The organism is Nocardia sp. NPDC004654 (assembly GCF_040609595.1).
GTDB lineage: Bacteria > Actinomycetota > Actinomycetes > Mycobacteriales > Mycobacteriaceae > Nocardia.
Window position 1 is genome coordinate 271,841 of record NZ_JBEXKI010000001.1, and the last position, 16,600, is coordinate 288,440.

General features: G+C 68.9%; 17 protein-coding genes and 1 tRNA gene. 9 read left to right on the forward strand and 9 right to left on the reverse strand.

Annotated features, from left to right (window positions below; genetic code table 11):
• The first annotated feature begins 93 nt into the window (after nucleotides 1–93).
• Nucleotides 94–858, forward strand: a complete 765-nt coding sequence (locus ABZV58_RS01210) for a GntR family transcriptional regulator (RefSeq protein WP_354998176.1) — start codon at nucleotides 94–96, stop codon at nucleotides 856–858.
• A 24-nt stretch (nucleotides 859–882) separates the two neighbouring features.
• Nucleotides 883–1,545, forward strand: a complete 663-nt coding sequence (locus ABZV58_RS01215) for a sterol desaturase family protein (protein ID WP_354998177.1) — start codon at nucleotides 883–885, stop codon at nucleotides 1,543–1,545.
• Nucleotides 1,546–1,735: 190 nt separating this feature from the next.
• Here ABZV58_RS01215 and ABZV58_RS01220 read toward each other — a convergent pair whose 3' ends face one another.
• Nucleotides 1,736–1,873 (reverse strand): hypothetical protein, encoded by a 138-nt coding sequence (locus ABZV58_RS01220; RefSeq protein WP_354998178.1) that lies wholly within the window; start codon nucleotides 1,871–1,873, stop codon nucleotides 1,736–1,738.
• Between the two features lie 129 nt (nucleotides 1,874–2,002).
• On the opposite strand from ABZV58_RS01220, the gene ABZV58_RS01225 reads away from it, so the two are divergent.
• Genes ABZV58_RS01225 through ABZV58_RS01235 form a run of 3 tightly spaced genes read left to right on the forward strand, consistent with a single transcriptional unit; the run spans nucleotide 2,003 to nucleotide 5,521 of the window.
• A complete protein-coding gene (locus ABZV58_RS01225; protein WP_354998179.1) occupies nucleotides 2,003–2,224 on the forward strand; it encodes a heavy metal-associated domain-containing protein in 222 nt (73 codons plus the stop codon).
• A 30-nt stretch (nucleotides 2,225–2,254) separates the two neighbouring features.
• Nucleotides 2,255–3,175 carry a hypothetical protein gene (locus tag ABZV58_RS01230; RefSeq protein WP_354998180.1) on the forward strand — a complete coding sequence of 307 codons (921 nt, stop codon included), beginning with the start codon at nucleotides 2,255–2,257 and terminating at the stop codon, nucleotides 3,173–3,175.
• A 30-nt stretch (nucleotides 3,176–3,205) separates the two neighbouring features.
• Nucleotides 3,206–5,521 carry a heavy metal translocating P-type ATPase gene (locus ABZV58_RS01235; protein WP_354998181.1) on the forward strand — a complete coding sequence of 772 codons (2,316 nt, stop codon included), beginning with the start codon at nucleotides 3,206–3,208 and terminating at the stop codon, nucleotides 5,519–5,521.
• Nucleotides 5,522–5,588: 67 nt separating this feature from the next.
• Here the strand turns inward: ABZV58_RS01235 and ABZV58_RS01240 are convergent, their stop codons facing one another.
• The gene (locus ABZV58_RS01240) at nucleotides 5,589–6,149 is read right to left on the reverse strand and encodes a dihydrofolate reductase family protein (protein WP_354998182.1); all 561 of its coding nucleotides are present in this window, start codon (nucleotides 6,147–6,149) and stop codon (nucleotides 5,589–5,591) included.
• Between the two features lie 344 nt (nucleotides 6,150–6,493).
• On the opposite strand from ABZV58_RS01240, the gene tuf reads away from it, so the two are divergent.
• Nucleotides 6,494–7,675, forward strand: coding sequence for an elongation factor Tu (gene tuf, locus ABZV58_RS01245; protein ID WP_354998183.1), 1,182 nt, complete (start codon nucleotides 6,494–6,496; stop codon nucleotides 7,673–7,675).
• 326 nt (nucleotides 7,676–8,001) lie between these two features.
• The gene (locus tag ABZV58_RS01250; RefSeq protein ID WP_354998184.1) at nucleotides 8,002–9,435 is read left to right on the forward strand and encodes a lipase maturation factor family protein; all 1,434 of its coding nucleotides are present in this window, start codon (nucleotides 8,002–8,004) and stop codon (nucleotides 9,433–9,435) included.
• A gap of 49 nt (nucleotides 9,436–9,484) precedes the next feature.
• On the opposite strand, the gene ABZV58_RS01255 is transcribed toward ABZV58_RS01250, so the two are convergent.
• Nucleotides 9,485–10,168 (reverse strand): PAS and ANTAR domain-containing protein, encoded by a 684-nt coding sequence (locus ABZV58_RS01255; RefSeq protein ID WP_354998185.1) that lies wholly within the window; start codon nucleotides 10,166–10,168, stop codon nucleotides 9,485–9,487.
• Between the two features lie 51 nt (nucleotides 10,169–10,219).
• Nucleotides 10,220–10,639, reverse strand: a complete 420-nt coding sequence (locus ABZV58_RS01260) for an ATP-binding protein (protein WP_354998186.1) — start codon at nucleotides 10,637–10,639, stop codon at nucleotides 10,220–10,222.
• A 258-nt stretch (nucleotides 10,640–10,897) separates the two neighbouring features.
• Here ABZV58_RS01260 and ABZV58_RS01265 point away from each other — a divergent pair, with 258 nt between their 5' ends.
• Nucleotides 10,898–11,260: an STAS domain-containing protein gene (locus ABZV58_RS01265; protein WP_354998187.1), complete on the forward strand. Its 363-nt coding sequence runs from the start codon at nucleotides 10,898–10,900 to the stop codon at nucleotides 11,258–11,260.
• Nucleotides 11,261–11,320: 60 nt separating this feature from the next.
• On the opposite strand, the gene ABZV58_RS01270 is transcribed toward ABZV58_RS01265, so the two are convergent.
• From ABZV58_RS01270 to ABZV58_RS01290, 5 genes are all read right to left on the reverse strand, one after another.
• Nucleotides 11,321–11,764 (reverse strand): response regulator, encoded by a 444-nt coding sequence (locus ABZV58_RS01270; protein WP_354998188.1) that lies wholly within the window; start codon nucleotides 11,762–11,764, stop codon nucleotides 11,321–11,323.
• Nucleotides 11,761–13,365: a CHASE3 domain-containing protein gene (locus ABZV58_RS01275; RefSeq protein WP_354998189.1), complete on the reverse strand. Its 1,605-nt coding sequence runs from the start codon at nucleotides 13,363–13,365 to the stop codon at nucleotides 11,761–11,763. The genes ABZV58_RS01270 and ABZV58_RS01275 overlap by 4 nt, the downstream gene beginning before the upstream one ends.
• Nucleotides 13,362–14,522 carry a fused response regulator/phosphatase gene (locus ABZV58_RS01280; protein WP_354998992.1) on the reverse strand — a complete coding sequence of 387 codons (1,161 nt, stop codon included), beginning with the start codon at nucleotides 14,520–14,522 and terminating at the stop codon, nucleotides 13,362–13,364. The genes ABZV58_RS01275 and ABZV58_RS01280 overlap by 4 nt, the downstream gene beginning before the upstream one ends.
• Before the next feature lie 248 nt (nucleotides 14,523–14,770).
• Nucleotides 14,771–14,843, reverse strand: a tRNA-Gly gene (locus ABZV58_RS01285).
• A gap of 135 nt (nucleotides 14,844–14,978) precedes the next feature.
• Nucleotides 14,979–15,857, reverse strand: coding sequence for an NAD(P)H-binding protein (locus tag ABZV58_RS01290; protein WP_354998190.1), 879 nt, complete (start codon nucleotides 15,855–15,857; stop codon nucleotides 14,979–14,981).
• A gap of 167 nt (nucleotides 15,858–16,024) precedes the next feature.
• Between ABZV58_RS01290 and ABZV58_RS01295 the strand changes: the two genes are divergently transcribed.
• A complete protein-coding gene (locus ABZV58_RS01295) occupies nucleotides 16,025–16,597 on the forward strand; it encodes a helix-turn-helix domain-containing protein (protein WP_354998191.1) in 573 nt (190 codons plus the stop codon).
• Nucleotides 16,598–16,600 lie beyond the last annotated feature (3 nt).

Consider the following 16,600-nt stretch of genomic DNA (forward strand, 5'->3'; position numbering starts at 1 on the left):
TCCGGCGTACCGACCGTGATGCCGTCTCCGAACTAGGCCGCCAAATTGGTCTGACCACTTGACCAGCTGACCACCGAGGCGCACAGTAGAAGCATGGCGTTGCAACCTGTGGTCAAGAGGTCGGTATCGGCGGATGTGTTCGAGCAGATCGCCGCGGATGTGCTCAGCGGTGAACTCGCGCCCGGGTCGACCTTGCCGAGCGAGCGGCAGTTGGCGGAAGCGCTCGGCGTCTCGCGGCCCGCGGTGCGCGAGGCGCTGCAACGCCTGGCCGCGGCGGGGCTCGTCGCGGTGCGGCAGGGCGACGCGACCACCGTGCTCGACTATCGGCGCGGCGCCGGGCTGGAGGTTCTACCCCGGCTGTTGATCCGGGAGGGCATGCTCGAACCCGCTGTCGCGCGCAGCATCCTCGAGGTCCGTATGCACAACGGGCCGAAGGTCGCCGAGTTGGCGGCCGCGCGGATGGGGGCGTTGGACCAAAGCGGCGCGAGCCAGTCCAGCACCGAGACGAGCACCGAGTTCGAACAGGTGCGAGACGATCTCGAGCGCGTCGTCGCGGCGCTCACGGTCGAGACCGATCCGGTCGCGCTGCAACGGCATGCGCTGGAGTTCTGGGATCACGTCGTCGACGCGGCCGACTCGATCGTGTTCCGCCTGATGTTCAACATGCTGCGCACCGCTTACGAACCCGCGCTCGCGGCGCTGGCCCCCGTCATGTCCGCCGAGGTGGGCAATGCCGAGGGCTACCGCGAACTGGCCGCCGCCATCGTGGCGGGCCGGCCGCAGAAGGCCGCCGACAAGGCTCGGGCCCTGCTCGAACCGGCGACCACCGCCCTGATCGAGGCCCTCGGCGGCCGCTGATCACGCAACACCCGAGGTGACACCATGTCCAAAACCCAGCTGCGCCGAGGTCTCACCCTCGGCGACGCCTTCCACGAGTTCCTCCGCCACCCCTCACCCTGGATGATCGGCACCGCACTGGTTCTCGCCCTGGTCGCCCGAATCCTGGTGGGCGACTGGCAGCTCAGCGACGCAGTCCTGCCGCTGGTGATGCTCGCGGTGTTTCCCGCGTTCGAGTGGGTCGTGCACGTCATAGTGCTGCACTGGCGGCCGAAGCGCCTCGGCCCGATCGCCTTGGACAGCGAGCTGGCCCGCAAACACCGCCAGCACCACGTCGATCCGCGCAACATTCCGCTGATCTTCATCCCAACCCGCTCACTGGCCTTCGTCATGGTGGCGTTGCTGGCGATCACCGCCTTCGCATTCCCCCGCCTCGGCCTCGGCCTGACGTTCCTGCTGACCATCACGGTGCTCGGCCTCGGCTACGAGTGGACGCACTACCTCATCCACACCGACTACAAGCCGAAAAGGGCGCTGTACCGCGCCGTTTGGCGCAACCACCGGCACCACCACTACAAGAACGAGCACTTCTGGTTCACCGTCACGAGTTCCGGCACCGCGGACCGCATTTTCGGAACGTATCCGGACCCGAGCGAGGTGGACACCTCGCCCACCGCTCGGAATTTGCATGGAGCGCAGGTGAATTGAGGTAACCGCGTCGCTCGAGGGCGGCCTCTGCCAGCCTCGGCATCCAGTGCAATGCCCCGAAATTCGACGGTAGTCGAATGGTCGCTATTCGATCTTGAAAAGCCACCATACGACTACCGTCGAATCCATTTCTCTATCGAAAGTAGCCGAATGACGGCTGGCCCGCCTCGAGCATCGTCCACGTCTCCCATCAGGCGGGCTCGGCCGCGATCACGGCCGTCGCCGCGGCGTTCGACGCCAACCAAATCGCCGATACCTCCGAGCTGACCAGCGTCTTCTCGGCTCCGTTCTCAGGCGCGGCGGCGCTCACGTACGCCGGAGCGGACATCGCCGCGAGGTGACCATGCGAACCCCCGCCGCGGAACCCACAGCCGCAACCGATTGACAAAGTACCCTAGGGGGGTATGGTAAAAACAACGCCGACGGAGGAAGCCGTCGAAGCAACGAGGAGACAGACATGAGCACCACCGCACCCGCCACAGCCACTTATGCCGTCACCGGCATGACCTGTGGCTGCTGCGTCGGCAAGGTTCGCGACAAGGTCGGTGCCCTTCCCGGCGTGACCGAGGTGAGCGTCGACCTGGACGGCGCGACGGTGACCGTGTCGGGACCGGCCCAGCTCGATCGCGCCACCATCGCCGACGCGATCGACCGGGCGGGCTTCCGACTCGCCGACTGATCTCCAGCCCTGACACGAAAGGGAGCCCCGATGAACGCCACCACCAAGTTCACCGGCTTCACCCTCGGACTCGCGGCGGTCTTCGTCATCGCTCTCGCGACCGGAGCCGCGATCGGCCCGGAACCCACCGAGCCCGCCGCACACGACACACACGGGACCGGGCCCGCCACCGACAGCGGGCCCGGCGCCGAGGAGCTGCCCGGCGGCCTACTGGCCACCGCCGACGGCTACACCCTGAGCCTGGACACCGCGCAGACCACCGCGGCGCCGAACTCGACGCTGCGTTTCCGCATCCTGGATCGACAGGGCGCACCGGTCACCCGCTACGTCCGCAGCCACGACAAGGACCTACACCTGATCGTGGTCCGCCGTGACATGACCGCCTTCCAGCACGTGCACCCGGCGCTGGACGGCAACGGAACCTGGAGCGTCCCGCTCGACCTCACCCGCGCGGGTGATTACCGCGTGTTCGCCGACTTCACCCCCGAGGGCGGCACGAACCGCACGCTCGGCGCCGACCTCCGCGTCGCGGGCGCCTACGACCCGCGGCCACTGCCCGCACCCGCCACCACCACGGCGCTGGGCGACTACACCGTTACCCTGGATGGTGCGGTCATTCCCGGCCAGGCCTCGAAGGTCACGCTCTCGGTGAGCAGGGGCGGCAAGCCCGTCACGGACCTCCAGCCCTACCTCGGCGCCTACGGCCACTTGGTCGCGCTGCGTGCCGCCGACCTGGCCTACCTACACGTTCACCCCGAAGGCCACCCGGGCGACGGCGTCACCACGGCGGGTCCCGGCGTCACCTTCTTCGTGACCGCGCCGACGGCAGGCGACTACCGCCTGTTCCTCGACTTCCAGCACGAAGGGGTCGTCCGCACGGCCGAGTTCACGCTCTCGGTACCGTCGGGCAACGCGCAGACCGGCCATGGCGAGCCAGGCCACGGCCACTGATCACCACATGCCGCAAAGAAAGGAAGACCGATGACGACCGCGACGCAATCACCGGCCACCGGCCAGGTCGAATTGGTGATCGGCGGCATGACCTGCGCATCCTGCGCCAACCGCATCGAGAAGAAGCTGAACAAGCTGGACGGCGTCACCGCCACCGTCAACTACGCGACCGAGAAGGCGCGGGTCGATTTCACCGGTGACGTCTCCCCCGAGGACCTGATCGCCACCGTCGAGCAGGCGGGCTACACCGCCGCCCTGCCCGCACCACCGGCCGAGGAGAAGACCGAAGAGTCGGCCGAGGCGGATCCGACCGCCGCCCTGCGGACCAGGCTGCTCGTCTCGCTGGTGTCGACCGTTCCGGTGATCGCCATGGCGATGATCCCCGCGTTGCAGTTCACCAACTGGCAGTGGCTCTCGCTGACGCTGGCCGCGCCGGTGGTGATCTGGGGCGCGCTGCCGTTCCACCGTGCGGCGTGGACCAACCTGCGCCACGGCACCGCCACCATGGACACCCTGGTCTCGATGGGCACCCTGGCCGCGCTGGGCTGGTCGCTCTACGCGCTGTTCTGGGGCACCGCGGGCACGCCGGGCATGACCCACCCGTTCGAGTTCACCATCTCCCGGATGGACGGCACCGGCAACATCTACTTGGAGGCCGCGGCGGGCGTCACCACGTTCATCCTGGCCGGGCGCTTCTTCGAGGCGAGGTCGAAGCGGCGGGCGGGCGCGGCGCTGCGCGCTCTGCTCCAGCTCGGCGCGAAGGAAGTCTCGGTGCTGCGTCCCGGCGCGAGTGACGGGCACGGAGGCAGTGAGCGTGACCACGGAGGGCCCCGCGGCAATGGAGACCGCGTGGAGCAGCGGATTCCGATCGAACAACTCGGTGTCGGCGACGAATTCGTGGTCCGTCCCGGCGAGAAGATCGCCACCGACGGCGTGATCGTGGAAGGTTCCTCGGCGGTCGACGCGTCGATGCTGACCGGTGAATCGGTACCGGTCGAGGTGGCCACGGACGACGCCGTCGTCGGCGCGACGGTCAACGTCGGCGGACGGATCGTGGTGCGCGCCACCCGGATCGGCGCCGACACCCAGCTCGCGCAGATGGCGAAGCTGGTCGAGGACGCGCAGAACGGCAAGGCGCAGGCCCAGCGGCTGGCCGACAAGATCTCCGGAATCTTCGTGCCGGTGGTGATCGCGCTCGCGGTCGCGACGCTCGGATTCTGGCTCGGCACCGGCGGTTCCGTGGCGGCGGCGTTCACCGCGGCGGTCGCGGTGCTGATCATCGCCTGCCCGTGCGCCCTCGGATTGGCCACACCGACCGCGCTGATGGTCGGCACCGGACGCGGTGCGCAGCTGGGCATCCTGATCAAGGGCCCCGAGGTGCTGGAGTCGACCCGCAGGGTGGACACCGTGGTGCTGGACAAGACCGGCACCGTCACCACCGGCAAGATGACCCTGCTCGACGTGCTCGCCGCCGACGGCGAAGACACCGATCGAGTGCTGAGTTTGGCTGGTGCGCTGGAGGATTCGTCGGAGCACCCGATCGCGCAGGCGATCGCCAAGGGCGCCCGCGAGAAGGTCGGCGAGCTGGCGGCGGTCGAAGGCTTCGCCAACATCGAGGGCCTCGGCGTGCAGGGCGTGGTGGACGGGCACGCGGTGATCGTCGGGCGGGCCCGGTTGCTCGCCGACTGGTCGCAGCACCTGGACGCCGAGCTGGAGCGGGCCTGGCACGCGGCGGAGTCGGAGGGCAAGACCCCCGTCGCGGTCGGCTGGGACGGCAAGGCGCGCGGCGTGCTGGTGGTCGCCGACGCGGTGAAAGTGACCTCGGCCGAGGCGGTCTCGCAGCTGAAGGCGCTCGGCTTGACCCCGATCATGCTGACCGGCGACAACAAGGCCGCGGCACGGGCCATCGCCGATCAGGTCGGCATCGAGGAGGTCATCGCCGAGGTGCTGCCGCAGGACAAGGTGGCCACCGTCGAGCGGTTGCAGTCCGAGGGCAAGGTGGTCGCGATGGTCGGTGACGGTGTCAACGACGCCGCGGCGCTCGCCAAGGCCGATCTCGGACTCGCCATGGGCACCGGCACCGACGTCGCCATCGAGGCGAGCGACCTGACCCTGGTGCGCGGCGACCTGCGCGCCGCGGCGGACGCGATCCGGTTGTCCCGCAAGACACTCGGCACCATCAAGGGCAATCTGTTCTGGGCTTTCGCCTACAACGTGGCCGCGATCCCGCTGGCCATGGCGGGGCTGCTGAACCCGATGCTCGCCGGTGCGGCGATGGCGTTCTCCTCGGTGTTCGTCGTCAGCAACAGCCTGCGGCTGCGCGGTTTTCGCTCCACGGCGCTGTAGGGCGCGACAACAAGCAGAGAGGGCGGGACGGCACCCCACGAGGCCGTTCCGCCCTTTCGCGCGGAAATCAGTCGAAGGAGGGTCGCACGACGCTGTGGGCGGTGACCTTGTAGGTCGCCAGGATCACGCCGTTGTCCAGGACCTCCGAGGCGGCCAGCTCCATGGTGTCCTCGGCGTCGACGGGTTCGAACAGCCGCTGGCCCTTGCCGAGCAGCACCGGGTAGATCACCAGCCGGTACTCGTCGACGAGGTGATTGGCGCGCAGCGTGTTGATCAGCGCGCCGCTGCCGAAGACCAGCAGATCGTGCTCGGCGCGCAGCTTGGCAACGCCCTCGGCGACATCGCCCTCGATGCGGGTCGCGTTCCACGCCAGCTCGGTGAGCGAAGTGGTGGCGACGTGCTTGGGCATGCTGTTCATCCGGTCCTTGTACTCGCCCTCCTCCGGGTGCTCCGGCCAGGACGCGGCGAAGCCCTCGTAGGTCGTGCGACCGAGCAGCAGCGCGTCCGCGTCGAACACCTCGCGGCTCTTGAAGTTCGCGATGCTGTCGTTCCAGAACGGGAACGTCCACGCCGGGTTCTCGATGATGCCATCGGCCGAAACGAATTCGGAGACAACGACCTTGCCCATTTCATGACCTCGCTTATGTGTTGCTGTGTGCCCGGAACGTCCGGAGCATCTCACACATACAGACGGCGCACGGCCGCAAAACTCATCGCAAGAAAAATCGCTCGCCGTGCGGCCCGTCGCGGCCGTACTCTGCTCGACATGTTCCGGCTCGCCATCGTTCTGGAGTCCGCGGTCGCGGGCGCGATGGCGGCTGCCCTGGCAGCGGCGGCAGTGGCCGCGCTGTTCGACGGCGCCCGACGCTGACCTTCCCCGGGATGTCCCGGGATCTCCGACGGGGAAGGTGCCCCCGTCGAAGAGGTCCCCCCGTGACATTCGGGCGCTCGCCCGGAAACCAAGGAACACACATGTCGAAGCAAAGCTATGTCCGCACCAAGCCGCACCTGAACATCGGCACCATGGGGCACGTCGACCACGGCAAGACCACGCTGACCGCCGCGATCACCAAGGTGCTCGCCGAGCGGGGTGGCGGCGCGTTCGTGCCGTTCGACCGGATCGACCGGGCCCCCGAGGAGGCGATGCGCGGCATCACGATCAATATCGCGCACGTCGAATACGAGACCGCCACACGGCATTACGCGCACGTCGACATGCCGGGCCACGCCGACTTCGTGAAGAACATGATCACCGGCGCGTCCCAGCTGGACGGTGCGATCCTGGTGGTCTCCGCGCAGGACGGCGTGATGCCGCAGACCGCCGAGCACGTGCTGCTCGCCAGGCAGGTCGGCGTCGAGCACATCGTGGTGGCGCTGAACAAGGCCGACGCGGGCGACCCGGAACTGCTCGAGCTGATCGAGCTGGAGATCCGCGAGCTGCTCACCGCCCAGGGTTACCCGGGCGACACCGCGCCGATCGTGCGAGTCTCGGGGCTGCGCGCGCTGGCGGGCGACGAGCGCTGGACGGCGGCGCTGCTCGACCTGCTCGACGCGGTGGACGCGCACGTGCCGATACCGGTCCGCTACACCGACGCGCCGTTCCTGCTTCCGGTGGAGAACGTCCTCACGATCACCGGTCGCGGGACGGTCGTCACGGGGGCGATCGAGCGCGGCCAGGTCCGGCTCGGCGACCGGGTGGAGCTGCTCAGTCTCGGCGGTGAGGCGTTGACGACGGTCGTGACCGGCGTCGAAACCTTCGGCCGGACCATGGAGTTGGCCGAGGCGGGCGACAACGTCGCGCTGCTGCTGCGCGGCGTGCAGCGCGGTCATGTCCGCCGCGGCCAGGTGGTCGCCGCGCCGGGCAGCATCGCGGTGCGCACCCGCTTCACCGCGCGCGTGTACCTGCTCGGTACAGCCGAGGGCGGCAGGCGCACCCCGATCGCCACCGGTTACCGGCCGCAGTTCTACGTGCGCACCGGCGACGTGGTCGGCGACGTCACGCTGCCCGCCGACACCGCGCTCGCCCACCCGGGCGACACGGTCGAGCTCACCGTCGAGCTCGGCCGAGCGCTCCCGCTGGAGCCGAACCTCGGCTTCGCCATCCGCGAGGGCGGCCGCACGGTCGGCGCGGGCACGGTCCTCACCGTCACCTGAACCCGGCCAGCGAGCGGTTGGCGGGGACCACACAGCATGTGGACGCCTCACACAGGCGGTACCTATGTGAGGCGTCCACACAGTTTGTGCGACCGGGGCAGCCAAGGCGTTCGCGGCACTGCCAACGGCTGGTCGAAGCGCCTGCGGCGGCCTGCGATTGGCGGGGCCACACAGCGTGCGGACGCTTCACACAGCCGGTGCCTATGTGAAGCGTCCACACCGTCTGTGCCACCGGGGCAGCCAAGGCGGCTGCGGGGCGTTTCCGTGCTGGGCGGTTGGGTAGTACGGAAGCACCATGGACGCCCACCGTCCGAGGAGCTGCGGGCATGGAGTGGTTCACGGCGCCCGAATACTGGCAGGCCAGGCTGATCTTTCAGCGTGGCTTGGCGGTGGTGTACCTGCTCGCCTTCCTCGGGGCGGCGTTGCAGTTTCGTGCGCTGATCGGCGAGCACGGGATGCTGCCCGCGCCGCGGTTCCTGCGACGGGTCTCGCCGCGGCGCTCGCCGAGCCTGTTCCACCTGCACTATTCGGATCGGTTCTTCGCGGGTGTGGCGTGGGCGGGGGTGGCGCTCTCGGCGGCGATGGTCGCGGGGCTCGGAGATGTGGTGCCGCTGTGGGCGGCCATGGCGCTGTGGACGGTGCTGTGGGCGCTGTATCTGTCGATCGTCAACATCGGCCAGGCCTGGTACTCCTTCGGCTGGGAGTCGCTGCTGCTGGAGACGGGTTTTCTGGCGATCTTTCTCGGCAACGACACCGTCGCGCCGCCGCTGCTGGTTCTGCTGCTCGCCCGCTGGCTGCTGTTCCGGGTGGAGTTCGGCGCCGGGCTGATCAAACTGCGCGGCGACCCGTGCTGGCGCGATCTGACCTGCCTCTACTACCACCACGAGACCCAGCCGATGCCCGGCCCGCTCAGCTGGTTCTTCCACCACCTGCCGCGGCCGCTGCACCGGGCGGAGGTGGCGGCCAATCACTTCGCCCAGCTCGTGGTGCCGTTCGGGCTGTTCACGCCGCAGCCGGTGGCGAGCATCGCCGCGGGACTCGTCATCGTGACGCAGCTGTGGCTGGTGCTCTCCGGCAACTTCGCCTGGCTGAACTGGCTGACGATCCTGCTCGCGGTCACGGCACTGGACGCGCGCGTCTTCGGCCCGCTGCCCGGCGCGCCCGCGTTGTCCGAGCCGCCGCTGTGGTTCGCGGGCGCGGTGATAGCCCTGACCGTGGTGACCATCGGCCTCAGCTACTGGCCGGTGCGCAACTTGCTCTCCAAGAACCAGCGCATGAACACCTCGTTCAACCCGTATCACCTGGTCAACACCTACGGCGCCTTCGGAAGCATCGATCGGGTGCGCAACGAGGTGGTGATCGAAGGCACCGCCGACGCCTCGATCTCCGACGAAACGGTGTGGCGCGAATACGAATTCAAGGGCAAACCCGGTGACCCGCGCCGCTGGCCCCGCCAGTTCGCGCCCTACCACCTGCGGCTGGACTGGCTGATGTGGTTCGCCGCCATCTCGCCGCGCTACGCCCGATCCTGGCTGCTCCCCTTCGTCGTGCGACTGCTCCAGAACGACCCCGCGACGTTGCGTCTGCTGCGCCGCTGCCCGTTCCCCGACGACCCGCCCCGCTATATCCGCGCCCGGCTGTACGAATACCGCTACACCAGCCTGCGCGAACTCCGACGCGACCACACCTGCTGGCGCCGCGAACTCGTCGACGAGTACCTCCCACCGCTGACCCTGCACCAAGCCCGCGGCTTCGCCTGATCAGGCCTGCCGACGCAGGCCGACGCCCGCAGCCAAGGCGGAGGCAAGCCTATTCCGGCACGACCCGCTCGTGCGCGGTCAGCAGTACGTGATCGAACCGCGTGCGCAGACCTGCCAGGTCGGCGTCGATGTTCCGCGCGTCGAGCACCAATTGCTGCGCGAGGTCGCGGAGCTTGGTGTTGGTGTGCTGGGAGCGCCAGCGCAGGATCGCGAAGGCCTGGTCGACGGACACGGCGTATACCAGCGAGAGCACGCCTTTGGCCTGTTCGATCGCCGCTCTCGACTCGATCAGCTCGGGCAGCACGTCCTCGATGACGTCCTCGCGCTCACCCTCGAGGGCATCGGTGAGATCGATGTAATACCCGGCCGTGCCGATCACGGCGCCGTTCTCGTCGGTCTGATAGTCGCCGATGACGATGACCGGATGCTCCCGGCCTTCGGTATCGATGATGCGATGCCTGCTGCAGAAAGGTTCGGCGGTGTCCACCACCTTGGCGATCATCGATTCGACCAGCTCGCGGTCGTCGGGATGTTTGTGCGAGAGCAGCAACGCCGTCGTCGGTTCCACGGCGCCCGGCTCGTAGCCGTGCATGCGGGCGACCTCGTCGGACCACTCCCATCGCTGGTCCGCGAAGAAAAAGCGGAACTCTCCGGCGTTCGCGCACGACTCGGTGCCGATCACACTGCCGAGCGCGCCGATCGCACGCGGGCTCAGTTCCCTGCCCTCGATCACACGACCAGTATTCCGGCTATGGCCGGAAAGCGCGGGCTTATGTCCGGGGAATCACGCGGTGAGCGGCAGCCGCATCGCCACAGTGGTCCCACCTTCCCCGGTGGTCACAGCGACGTCGGGAATCACCGCCCGGATGATCGCGAGCCCGCGACCGCGCACGGACCGCGTCTGCGGGTCGGGAGGCTTCCAGCGGCCGTGATCGGCGACCGTCACATTCAGCTCGGCCCCGGTGCACGCGGCACGCACGCGCACGGTGCCGCCGTCGCCGCGATGTCCGTGCTCGACCGCGTTGGTGCACGCCTCACCGACCGCCAGCAGCACGTCGTAAGCGCGGTCGGAACCGATGCCGCACCGTTCCAGCCAGTCCTGGAAAGTGTGCCGGACCTGGGCCAAACGATCGGCGGTTGCCGGAAAGTCCAGCTCCAACGGTCTCGGCGGCGTTCGAAGCCGAAGTGAGCGGGACGTGGTCACCTCGCTGCCTCCCTGCAACGTCCATGTCGATTGCCTTCTCGCCCAGAGCAATACCCATTCGCACACCGCGCATGCCCGATCACCCGGTATGAGGTGGCCGATAGTGGTGTCCGTCTCCGTATTTCGACGCGGCGATTACGACGGTCACGATCGGGTAAGTTGACTTGGGAGACGCTCACAGCCTTGTCGCGCCCAGCGTGACGAGGCTCGATGCTGCAGAGGTGGGAAAGTGGCGAATTGCGAGCTGGGAGGCCGGCGGTGAGCGGCGAGGGCGCGTCCAAGGTTCTCGACGTGGAGGTGCGCGAACACGGCGACGTGGCCGTCGTCACCGTGCACGGCGAGGTCGACATGGCTTCCGCGCCGCAGCTGCAAGCCGCCTTGGAAGAAGCTCAGCGCGGCGGAAAGTCGCTGGTCATCGACATGTTGGCGGTCGGATTCCTCGGCTCGGCGGGACTGAGCGTGCTGCTCGTCGCCTCCGAAGCGCAGCCGACCCGGCTGCGCGTCGTCGCCTCCGACGCGGTGCGCCGCCCGATCGAACTCACCGCGCTCGACGAGCTGCTCTCGGTGTTCCCCTCGCTGGACGCCGCGCTCGCCGCGGACGAGAGCAGCACTCCGAGCTGAGCTCGCCCGGTCAGCGCTGCCGAGGCTTGTCTACAGCCCGCGCACGGCCGGGGTACGCCCTCAGCGCTGCCGCGGCAACCGGACGACCTGTACGAAGAACTCGTCGATCTGCTTGATCGCGGCCACGAACTGGTCCAGATCCACCGGCTTGGTCACGTACGCGTTGGCGTGCAGTTTGTAGCTGCGCAGAATGTCTTCCTCGGCCGCCGAGGTGGTCAGCACGACGACCGGGATGTGCGTCAGCTCCGGATCGGCCTTGATCTTCTCCAGCACCTGCCTGCCGTCGTACTTCGGCAGGTTCAGATCGAGCAGGATCAGATCGGGTCGCGGCGCGTCAGTGAAGTCGCCCTGCCGGTACAGGAAGTCCAGCGCCTCCTGCCCGTCGTGCGCGACATGCAGCGTGTTGCCGATCCTGTTGTCCTCGAACGCCTCCCGCGTCATCAACTCGTCACCGGGATCGTCCTCGACGAGCAGGATGTCGATCGGCTGGCCGGGAATGGTCATGCGCTGGCTCCTTCGGTGAGGGGGCTGGACTCCGTGCTCGCGGTTTCGACGGCCTGGAGGGTGAAGCAGAGGCGGGTGCCGTCGCGATAGTCGGTATCGATCCAGATTCTGCCGCCGTGATATTCGACGATCTTCTTGCAGACGGCCAATCCGATTCCGGTGCCGCTGTATTCGTCGCGGCCGTGCAGGCGCTGGAAGATGACGAACACCTTCTCGGCGAATTCCGGTGCGATGCCGATGCCGTTGTCGGTCACCGAGAACTGCCAGCCCTCGGTCGCTTCCGCCGCGCGCTCACAGTGGACGCGCACGACCGGCGGGACGTCGGGCTTGCGGAACTTGATGGCGTTGCCGATGAGGTTCTGCCACAACATCGTCAGCGGGGTCGGCTCACCGAGAATCTCGGGTAGCTCGTCCGGCAGTTCGATGGTCGCGCCGTTCTCCTCGATCGCCGACGAGAGGTTGGTTAGCGCCTTCTGCAACGGCTGGTCGAGCCGGGTCGGCTCGATGCCGTCGCTGATCCGGCCGACGCGGGAGAAGGTCAGCAGGTCGTTGATGAGCACCTGCATGCGCTTGGCGCCGTCCACCGCGAAGTCGATGTACTGCTTGCCGCGTTCGTCCAGCTCCGAGCCGTAGCGCTTCTCCAGCAGCTGGCAGAACGAGGCGACCTTGCGCAGCGGCTCCTGCAGGTCGTGCGAGGCGACGTAGGCGAACTGCTCCAGCTCGGCGTTCGAGCGGCGCAGCTCCTCGGCCTGCAGGTCGAGGTCGGCCTTCTGCTGTTCCAGCAGCGCCTGCTGCCCGCGGGAGGCGCCGAGCTCGGCGACGATCCGGCGACGCATGTCCTCGACGGCTTCGGCGACGAGGGCCAGGTCGGCGGGACCGTGCGCGTCGATGCGATGGTCGAAATCGCCGTCGGCGACCCGCTTCGAGGAATCGGTGAGGTAGCCGAGTGGGCGCGCGACCAGCCGCCGAAGCAGCTCGGTCAAGACGACTCCGGTCAGCAGGAAGGCCGCGATCATGCTGGAGAGCACGACGTTGCGCACCGTGCGGGCACGCTCGAGTTCCTCGTTGCCCCGCGCGACCTCGGCCGCGATGTTGTCGTGCTGCGCGGTGGAGGCGGCGCGCACCTCGTCGAAGATGGTCTTGCCGCGCAGCGCCGCGGTGGTCTCGACCGGACGGGTGGTGCCGGAGGTCACGGTCGCGGCGAGCGGGTCGGCGTACTCGTCGCGCCACCGCGCGGCCGCTCGCTCCACCGTCTCGAGATCGGCGATCCGGTCCGGCCGGTCGGCGAGCAGCTCGCGCAGCCGGGCCGCGGCGCGTTCCTGTTCCCGTTTGCCTTCGTCGTACGGCTCGAGGAAGCGCGGATCGGCGGCGATGGCGTAGCCGCGCAGGCCGGTTTCCTGGTTTACCAGCGCGCTTTCCAGGCGGTACGCCTGGGCGGCCGCGGGCATGGTCTGGCTCAGCAGACGGTCGGTGACGCGGTTGGTGTGCGCGATGACCTGTCCGCCCGCGATCGCGCCGACGATCACCACCAGGATCATCACGGCGAGCACGAGCTGGAACCAACCCTGCGCTGTCAGCCTGCCGACGGTCGTTCTCGTCATCGGTCCAGCCTCCCGTCCGCTGCCCAGCGCAGATACAAGATCGCCACGTCGTCGTCCAAACCGCCTGCGGCGCTCGCCAATTCCTCGACGCGACGGATCAGCTCGTCGACGAACGGTTCGGTTCGTTCGGCGGGCACCGTGCCCGCCAGTTCGAGCAGGCCCTGTTCACCCAGCCGCTGCCCGGCAGCGCCGACGTGACCTTCGAAGAGGCCGTCGGTGAACAGCATCAAGCCCGCGTCGTCCGGCAGATCGACCTCGTGACTCGACCATTGGGCGCGTCCGGGCAGGAAGCCGAGGGCGGGTCCGCCCGGCACCTCGAGCCAGTGCAACTCGTCGCCGCGCTGACGCAGCATGCCGGGGTGCCCGGCGCGCCAGACGTGCACTCGGCGGGTCCGCGGGTCGAGGACCAGGCTGGTCGCTGTCGCGAAGGTCTGCCGATCGGTGCGCTCGGCGAGCAGCACCTGCTCCAGCAGACGCAGCTGCCGCAGTCCGGTGACGCCGCTGAGAACCAGTGTGCGCCAAGCCAATCGCAACGCGACGCCGGCGGCGGCGGCATCGGGCCCGTGTCCGGAAACGTCGCCGATGACGGCGTGCACCGTGCCGTCCTCGCCTTGGACAACGTCGTAGAAATCGCCGCCGAGCAGCGAATGCGCGCGTCCGGGGCGGTACCGCGAGACCACGTCGACGGTCCGGCCCGGCCCGAGCAGCGGTGTCGGCAGCAGGCCGCGCTCCAGTCGGGCGTTCTCCTGCGCCCGCATCTGGCTGGCCTGAAGTGCCGCGCTGGTGCGTTCGGCGTGCTTGCGCTGGATCGCGTAACGCACAGCGCGCACGAACAATTCGGGTTCGACCCGGCCCTTCACCAGGTAGTCCTGCGCGCCGGAGGCGACCGCGTCCAAGCCGGTGCGCTCCTGGTCGAGGCCCGTCATCACCACGACGGCGACCTGATCGTTGTACGCGCGGATCCTGGCCAGCGCCTCCAAGCCCTGGGCGTCGGGCAGATGCAGATCGAGGAGCACGCAATCGGGAACCGAGACGCGCATCCGCTCACCCGCCTCGGCCAGCGTCCGAACCCATTCCAGGCGCAGACCTTGCGCGACATCGGCGACGAGCTCTTCGACCAGCAGGGCGTCGCCAGGATCGTCCTCGACCAACAGCATCGTCGGTTCCCGGTCCAACCGTCCCGCGTCGACAGCGATATCAGGATCGTGGGTGTGCAACGACACCACGGCCTCCGATCACGACGAACTGGCGCTACCCCAAGGAGCACGCCGACATACTCAGCGGCCGTTTGCTGGACCGAGAGGCAGGAGTGATCGTAGCCGATCTTGGGCACGTGGCGCGGCACACACCTGAGGCCCTTGTGATGGATTGATGTCGAAAACGCACGACCGAAAGAAGTGGGAAGAGCGGATGACGGGATTCGAACCCGCGACCCTCACCTTGGCAAGGTGATGCGCTACCAGCTGCGCTACATCCGCATGCACCGCGTGACGACCCGAGGGCGCGTTGCCGTGCGAGGGGCAACTTTAGTCGGCGCGTGCGGATGATTCAAAATCGGCCCTCCTCACACGGGTTGGGCCGCGTGCGTGAGGGGTGATCGAGGTCGCCGTGCTTCAGCCGACCGGTTCCGGTGCGCGGCGGAACGCGGCGATGTGGGCGGCGGCCCAGTCGGCGTAGGCGCGGGGTGGGCGGCCGAGGACGGTCCGCACGTCGTCGGTGCGGACGGCGTTGCGGCCCGCGCGGACGTAGGCCTGTCCGGCGAGTGCGCCGTCGACGTACTCGGCCGACATGCCCGCAGCGAGCATGTGCCCGCGGGCCTGTTCCTCGGGGACGTCGACGACCTCGATCGGGTGACCCAGGATCGCGGCGAGCGCGGCCGCTTGGTCGGCGGCGGTGAGCAGCTCGGGACCGGTGAGGGTATAGGTGTTGCCCGCGTGCGCGGCGGAGTGGAGGGCTTCGACGGCGACAGCGGCGACGTCGCGCGGGTCGACGACGCCCTGCGCTCCGGCTCCCGTGAGGTTGGGCACCGGCTGCCCGGCGCGGATGGGCTCGGACCAGCTGAGGGTGTTGGAGGCGAAGGTGCTCGGCCGCAGGACGGTCCATTCGAGTCCGCTTTCCCTTGCCGCCTGTTCGCCGGGCAGGTGCCAGGTGCCGACACGGCCGAGGTCCGGCTCACCGGTGCCGATCGCCGAGAGCTTCACGATGCGCCGCACGCCCGCCGCGCGGGCCGTGGCGATGAGCGCGCGGTCGGTGTCGGCGTCCTCCGGACCGAGAACGCCGACCAGGAACGCCGCCTCGACGCCCGTCATGGCCGCCGCCATCGAAGCGGCGTCGTTGTAATCGCCGCGCACCACCTCGACGCCCTCGGGCATCCGTGCCCGCGCCGGGTCGCGCGTCACCGCGCGGACCGGCACCGCACGCGCGGCCAGCCGGCGGACGATCTCACTGCCGATGGTGCCCGTGGCACCGGTGACCAGAACGCACACCAGCATCGCTGCGCCCGTGGCTGACCGAACTCGGGCGAATTCCGTTGGTGCGTGAGTTGTCCGAGCCGTTCGCACACATCCCGCACACCGCGACCACGATCGTGCTGCGCGCGGAGCAGGGTGGGCGGCGGGAGGCGCTGGTGCTCGGGCCGCGGACCAGGGCGACGTAATCCGTGGCGAAAGCGCCGGCGAGTTGCGTGCGGCTGCGGTTGGCTCCCGGCGCCGCCAACCCGATGTTGGGCGTCGCCGCGAGCGAACTCACCGATCGGGTCGCGCGGCTCGCCGATATGCCGGGCCCGGCGGGCGAACTCGCCGACGAGCTTCGCGAACTACCGCACGAGGAGATCCTCGCCTTTCTGGAACACGAACTACCGCAACGCCTTTCCGAGAACGCCACCCAGCGCGCCCACCGCGGCCTGCTCATCGGCGCCGCGGCCGCGCTCGCCGAGCCGACCGGGCGGTCGATCCCGGCCGTGGCCGCCGACCTCGCCGTCAGCGAACGCCAACTACGCAACCTGTTCAGCGCCGGAATCGGACTGTCGCCCAAGCATTTCGCGCGCATCGGCCGGGTTCGCCAGATTCTCGCGGACGCGGGCGACACCCCGTGGTCACGAATCGCGGCCGACAACGGTTACTACGACCAGTCCCATCTGACGGCCGACTTCCGGACCCTGATGGGCGTGCCGCCCGCCAAGTTCTTCCGCGGGCACCTGCCCGCCCCGACGCCGTGCCAGGCGCCCGCGTAGGCG

Excerpts from the sequence above, each read along its gene's own strand:
- ABZV58_RS01240 (WP_354998182.1), bottom strand. The coding sequence starts at position 6,149 with ATGGGCAAGGTCGTTGTCTCCGAATTCGTTTCGGCCGATGGCATCATC.
- ABZV58_RS01250 (WP_354998184.1), top strand. The coding sequence starts at position 8,002 with ATGGAGTGGTTCACGGCGCCCGAATACTGGCAGGCCAGGCTGATCTTT.
- ABZV58_RS01290 (WP_354998190.1), bottom strand. The coding sequence starts at position 15,857 with ATGCTGGTGTGCGTTCTGGTCACCGGTGCCACGGGCACCATCGGCAGT.
- ABZV58_RS01220 (WP_354998178.1), bottom strand. The coding sequence starts at position 1,873 with ATGTCCGCTCCGGCGTACGTGAGCGCCGCCGCGCCTGAGAACGGAGCC.
- ABZV58_RS01235 (WP_354998181.1), top strand. The coding sequence starts at position 3,206 with ATGACGACCGCGACGCAATCACCGGCCACCGGCCAGGTCGAATTGGTG.
- ABZV58_RS01215 (WP_354998177.1), top strand. The coding sequence starts at position 883 with ATGTCCAAAACCCAGCTGCGCCGAGGTCTCACCCTCGGCGACGCCTTC.
- ABZV58_RS01210 (WP_354998176.1), top strand. The coding sequence starts at position 94 with ATGGCGTTGCAACCTGTGGTCAAGAGGTCGGTATCGGCGGATGTGTTC.
- ABZV58_RS01225 (WP_354998179.1), top strand. The coding sequence starts at position 2,003 with ATGAGCACCACCGCACCCGCCACAGCCACTTATGCCGTCACCGGCATG.
- ABZV58_RS01275 (WP_354998189.1), bottom strand. The coding sequence starts at position 13,365 with ATGACGAGAACGACCGTCGGCAGGCTGACAGCGCAGGGTTGGTTCCAG.
- ABZV58_RS01270 (WP_354998188.1), bottom strand. The coding sequence starts at position 11,764 with ATGACCATTCCCGGCCAGCCGATCGACATCCTGCTCGTCGAGGACGAT.
- ABZV58_RS01230 (WP_354998180.1), top strand. The coding sequence starts at position 2,255 with ATGAACGCCACCACCAAGTTCACCGGCTTCACCCTCGGACTCGCGGCG.
- tuf (WP_354998183.1), top strand. The coding sequence starts at position 6,494 with ATGTCGAAGCAAAGCTATGTCCGCACCAAGCCGCACCTGAACATCGGC.
- ABZV58_RS01280 (WP_354998992.1), bottom strand. The coding sequence starts at position 14,522 with ATGCTGTTGGTCGAGGACGATCCTGGCGACGCCCTGCTGGTCGAAGAG.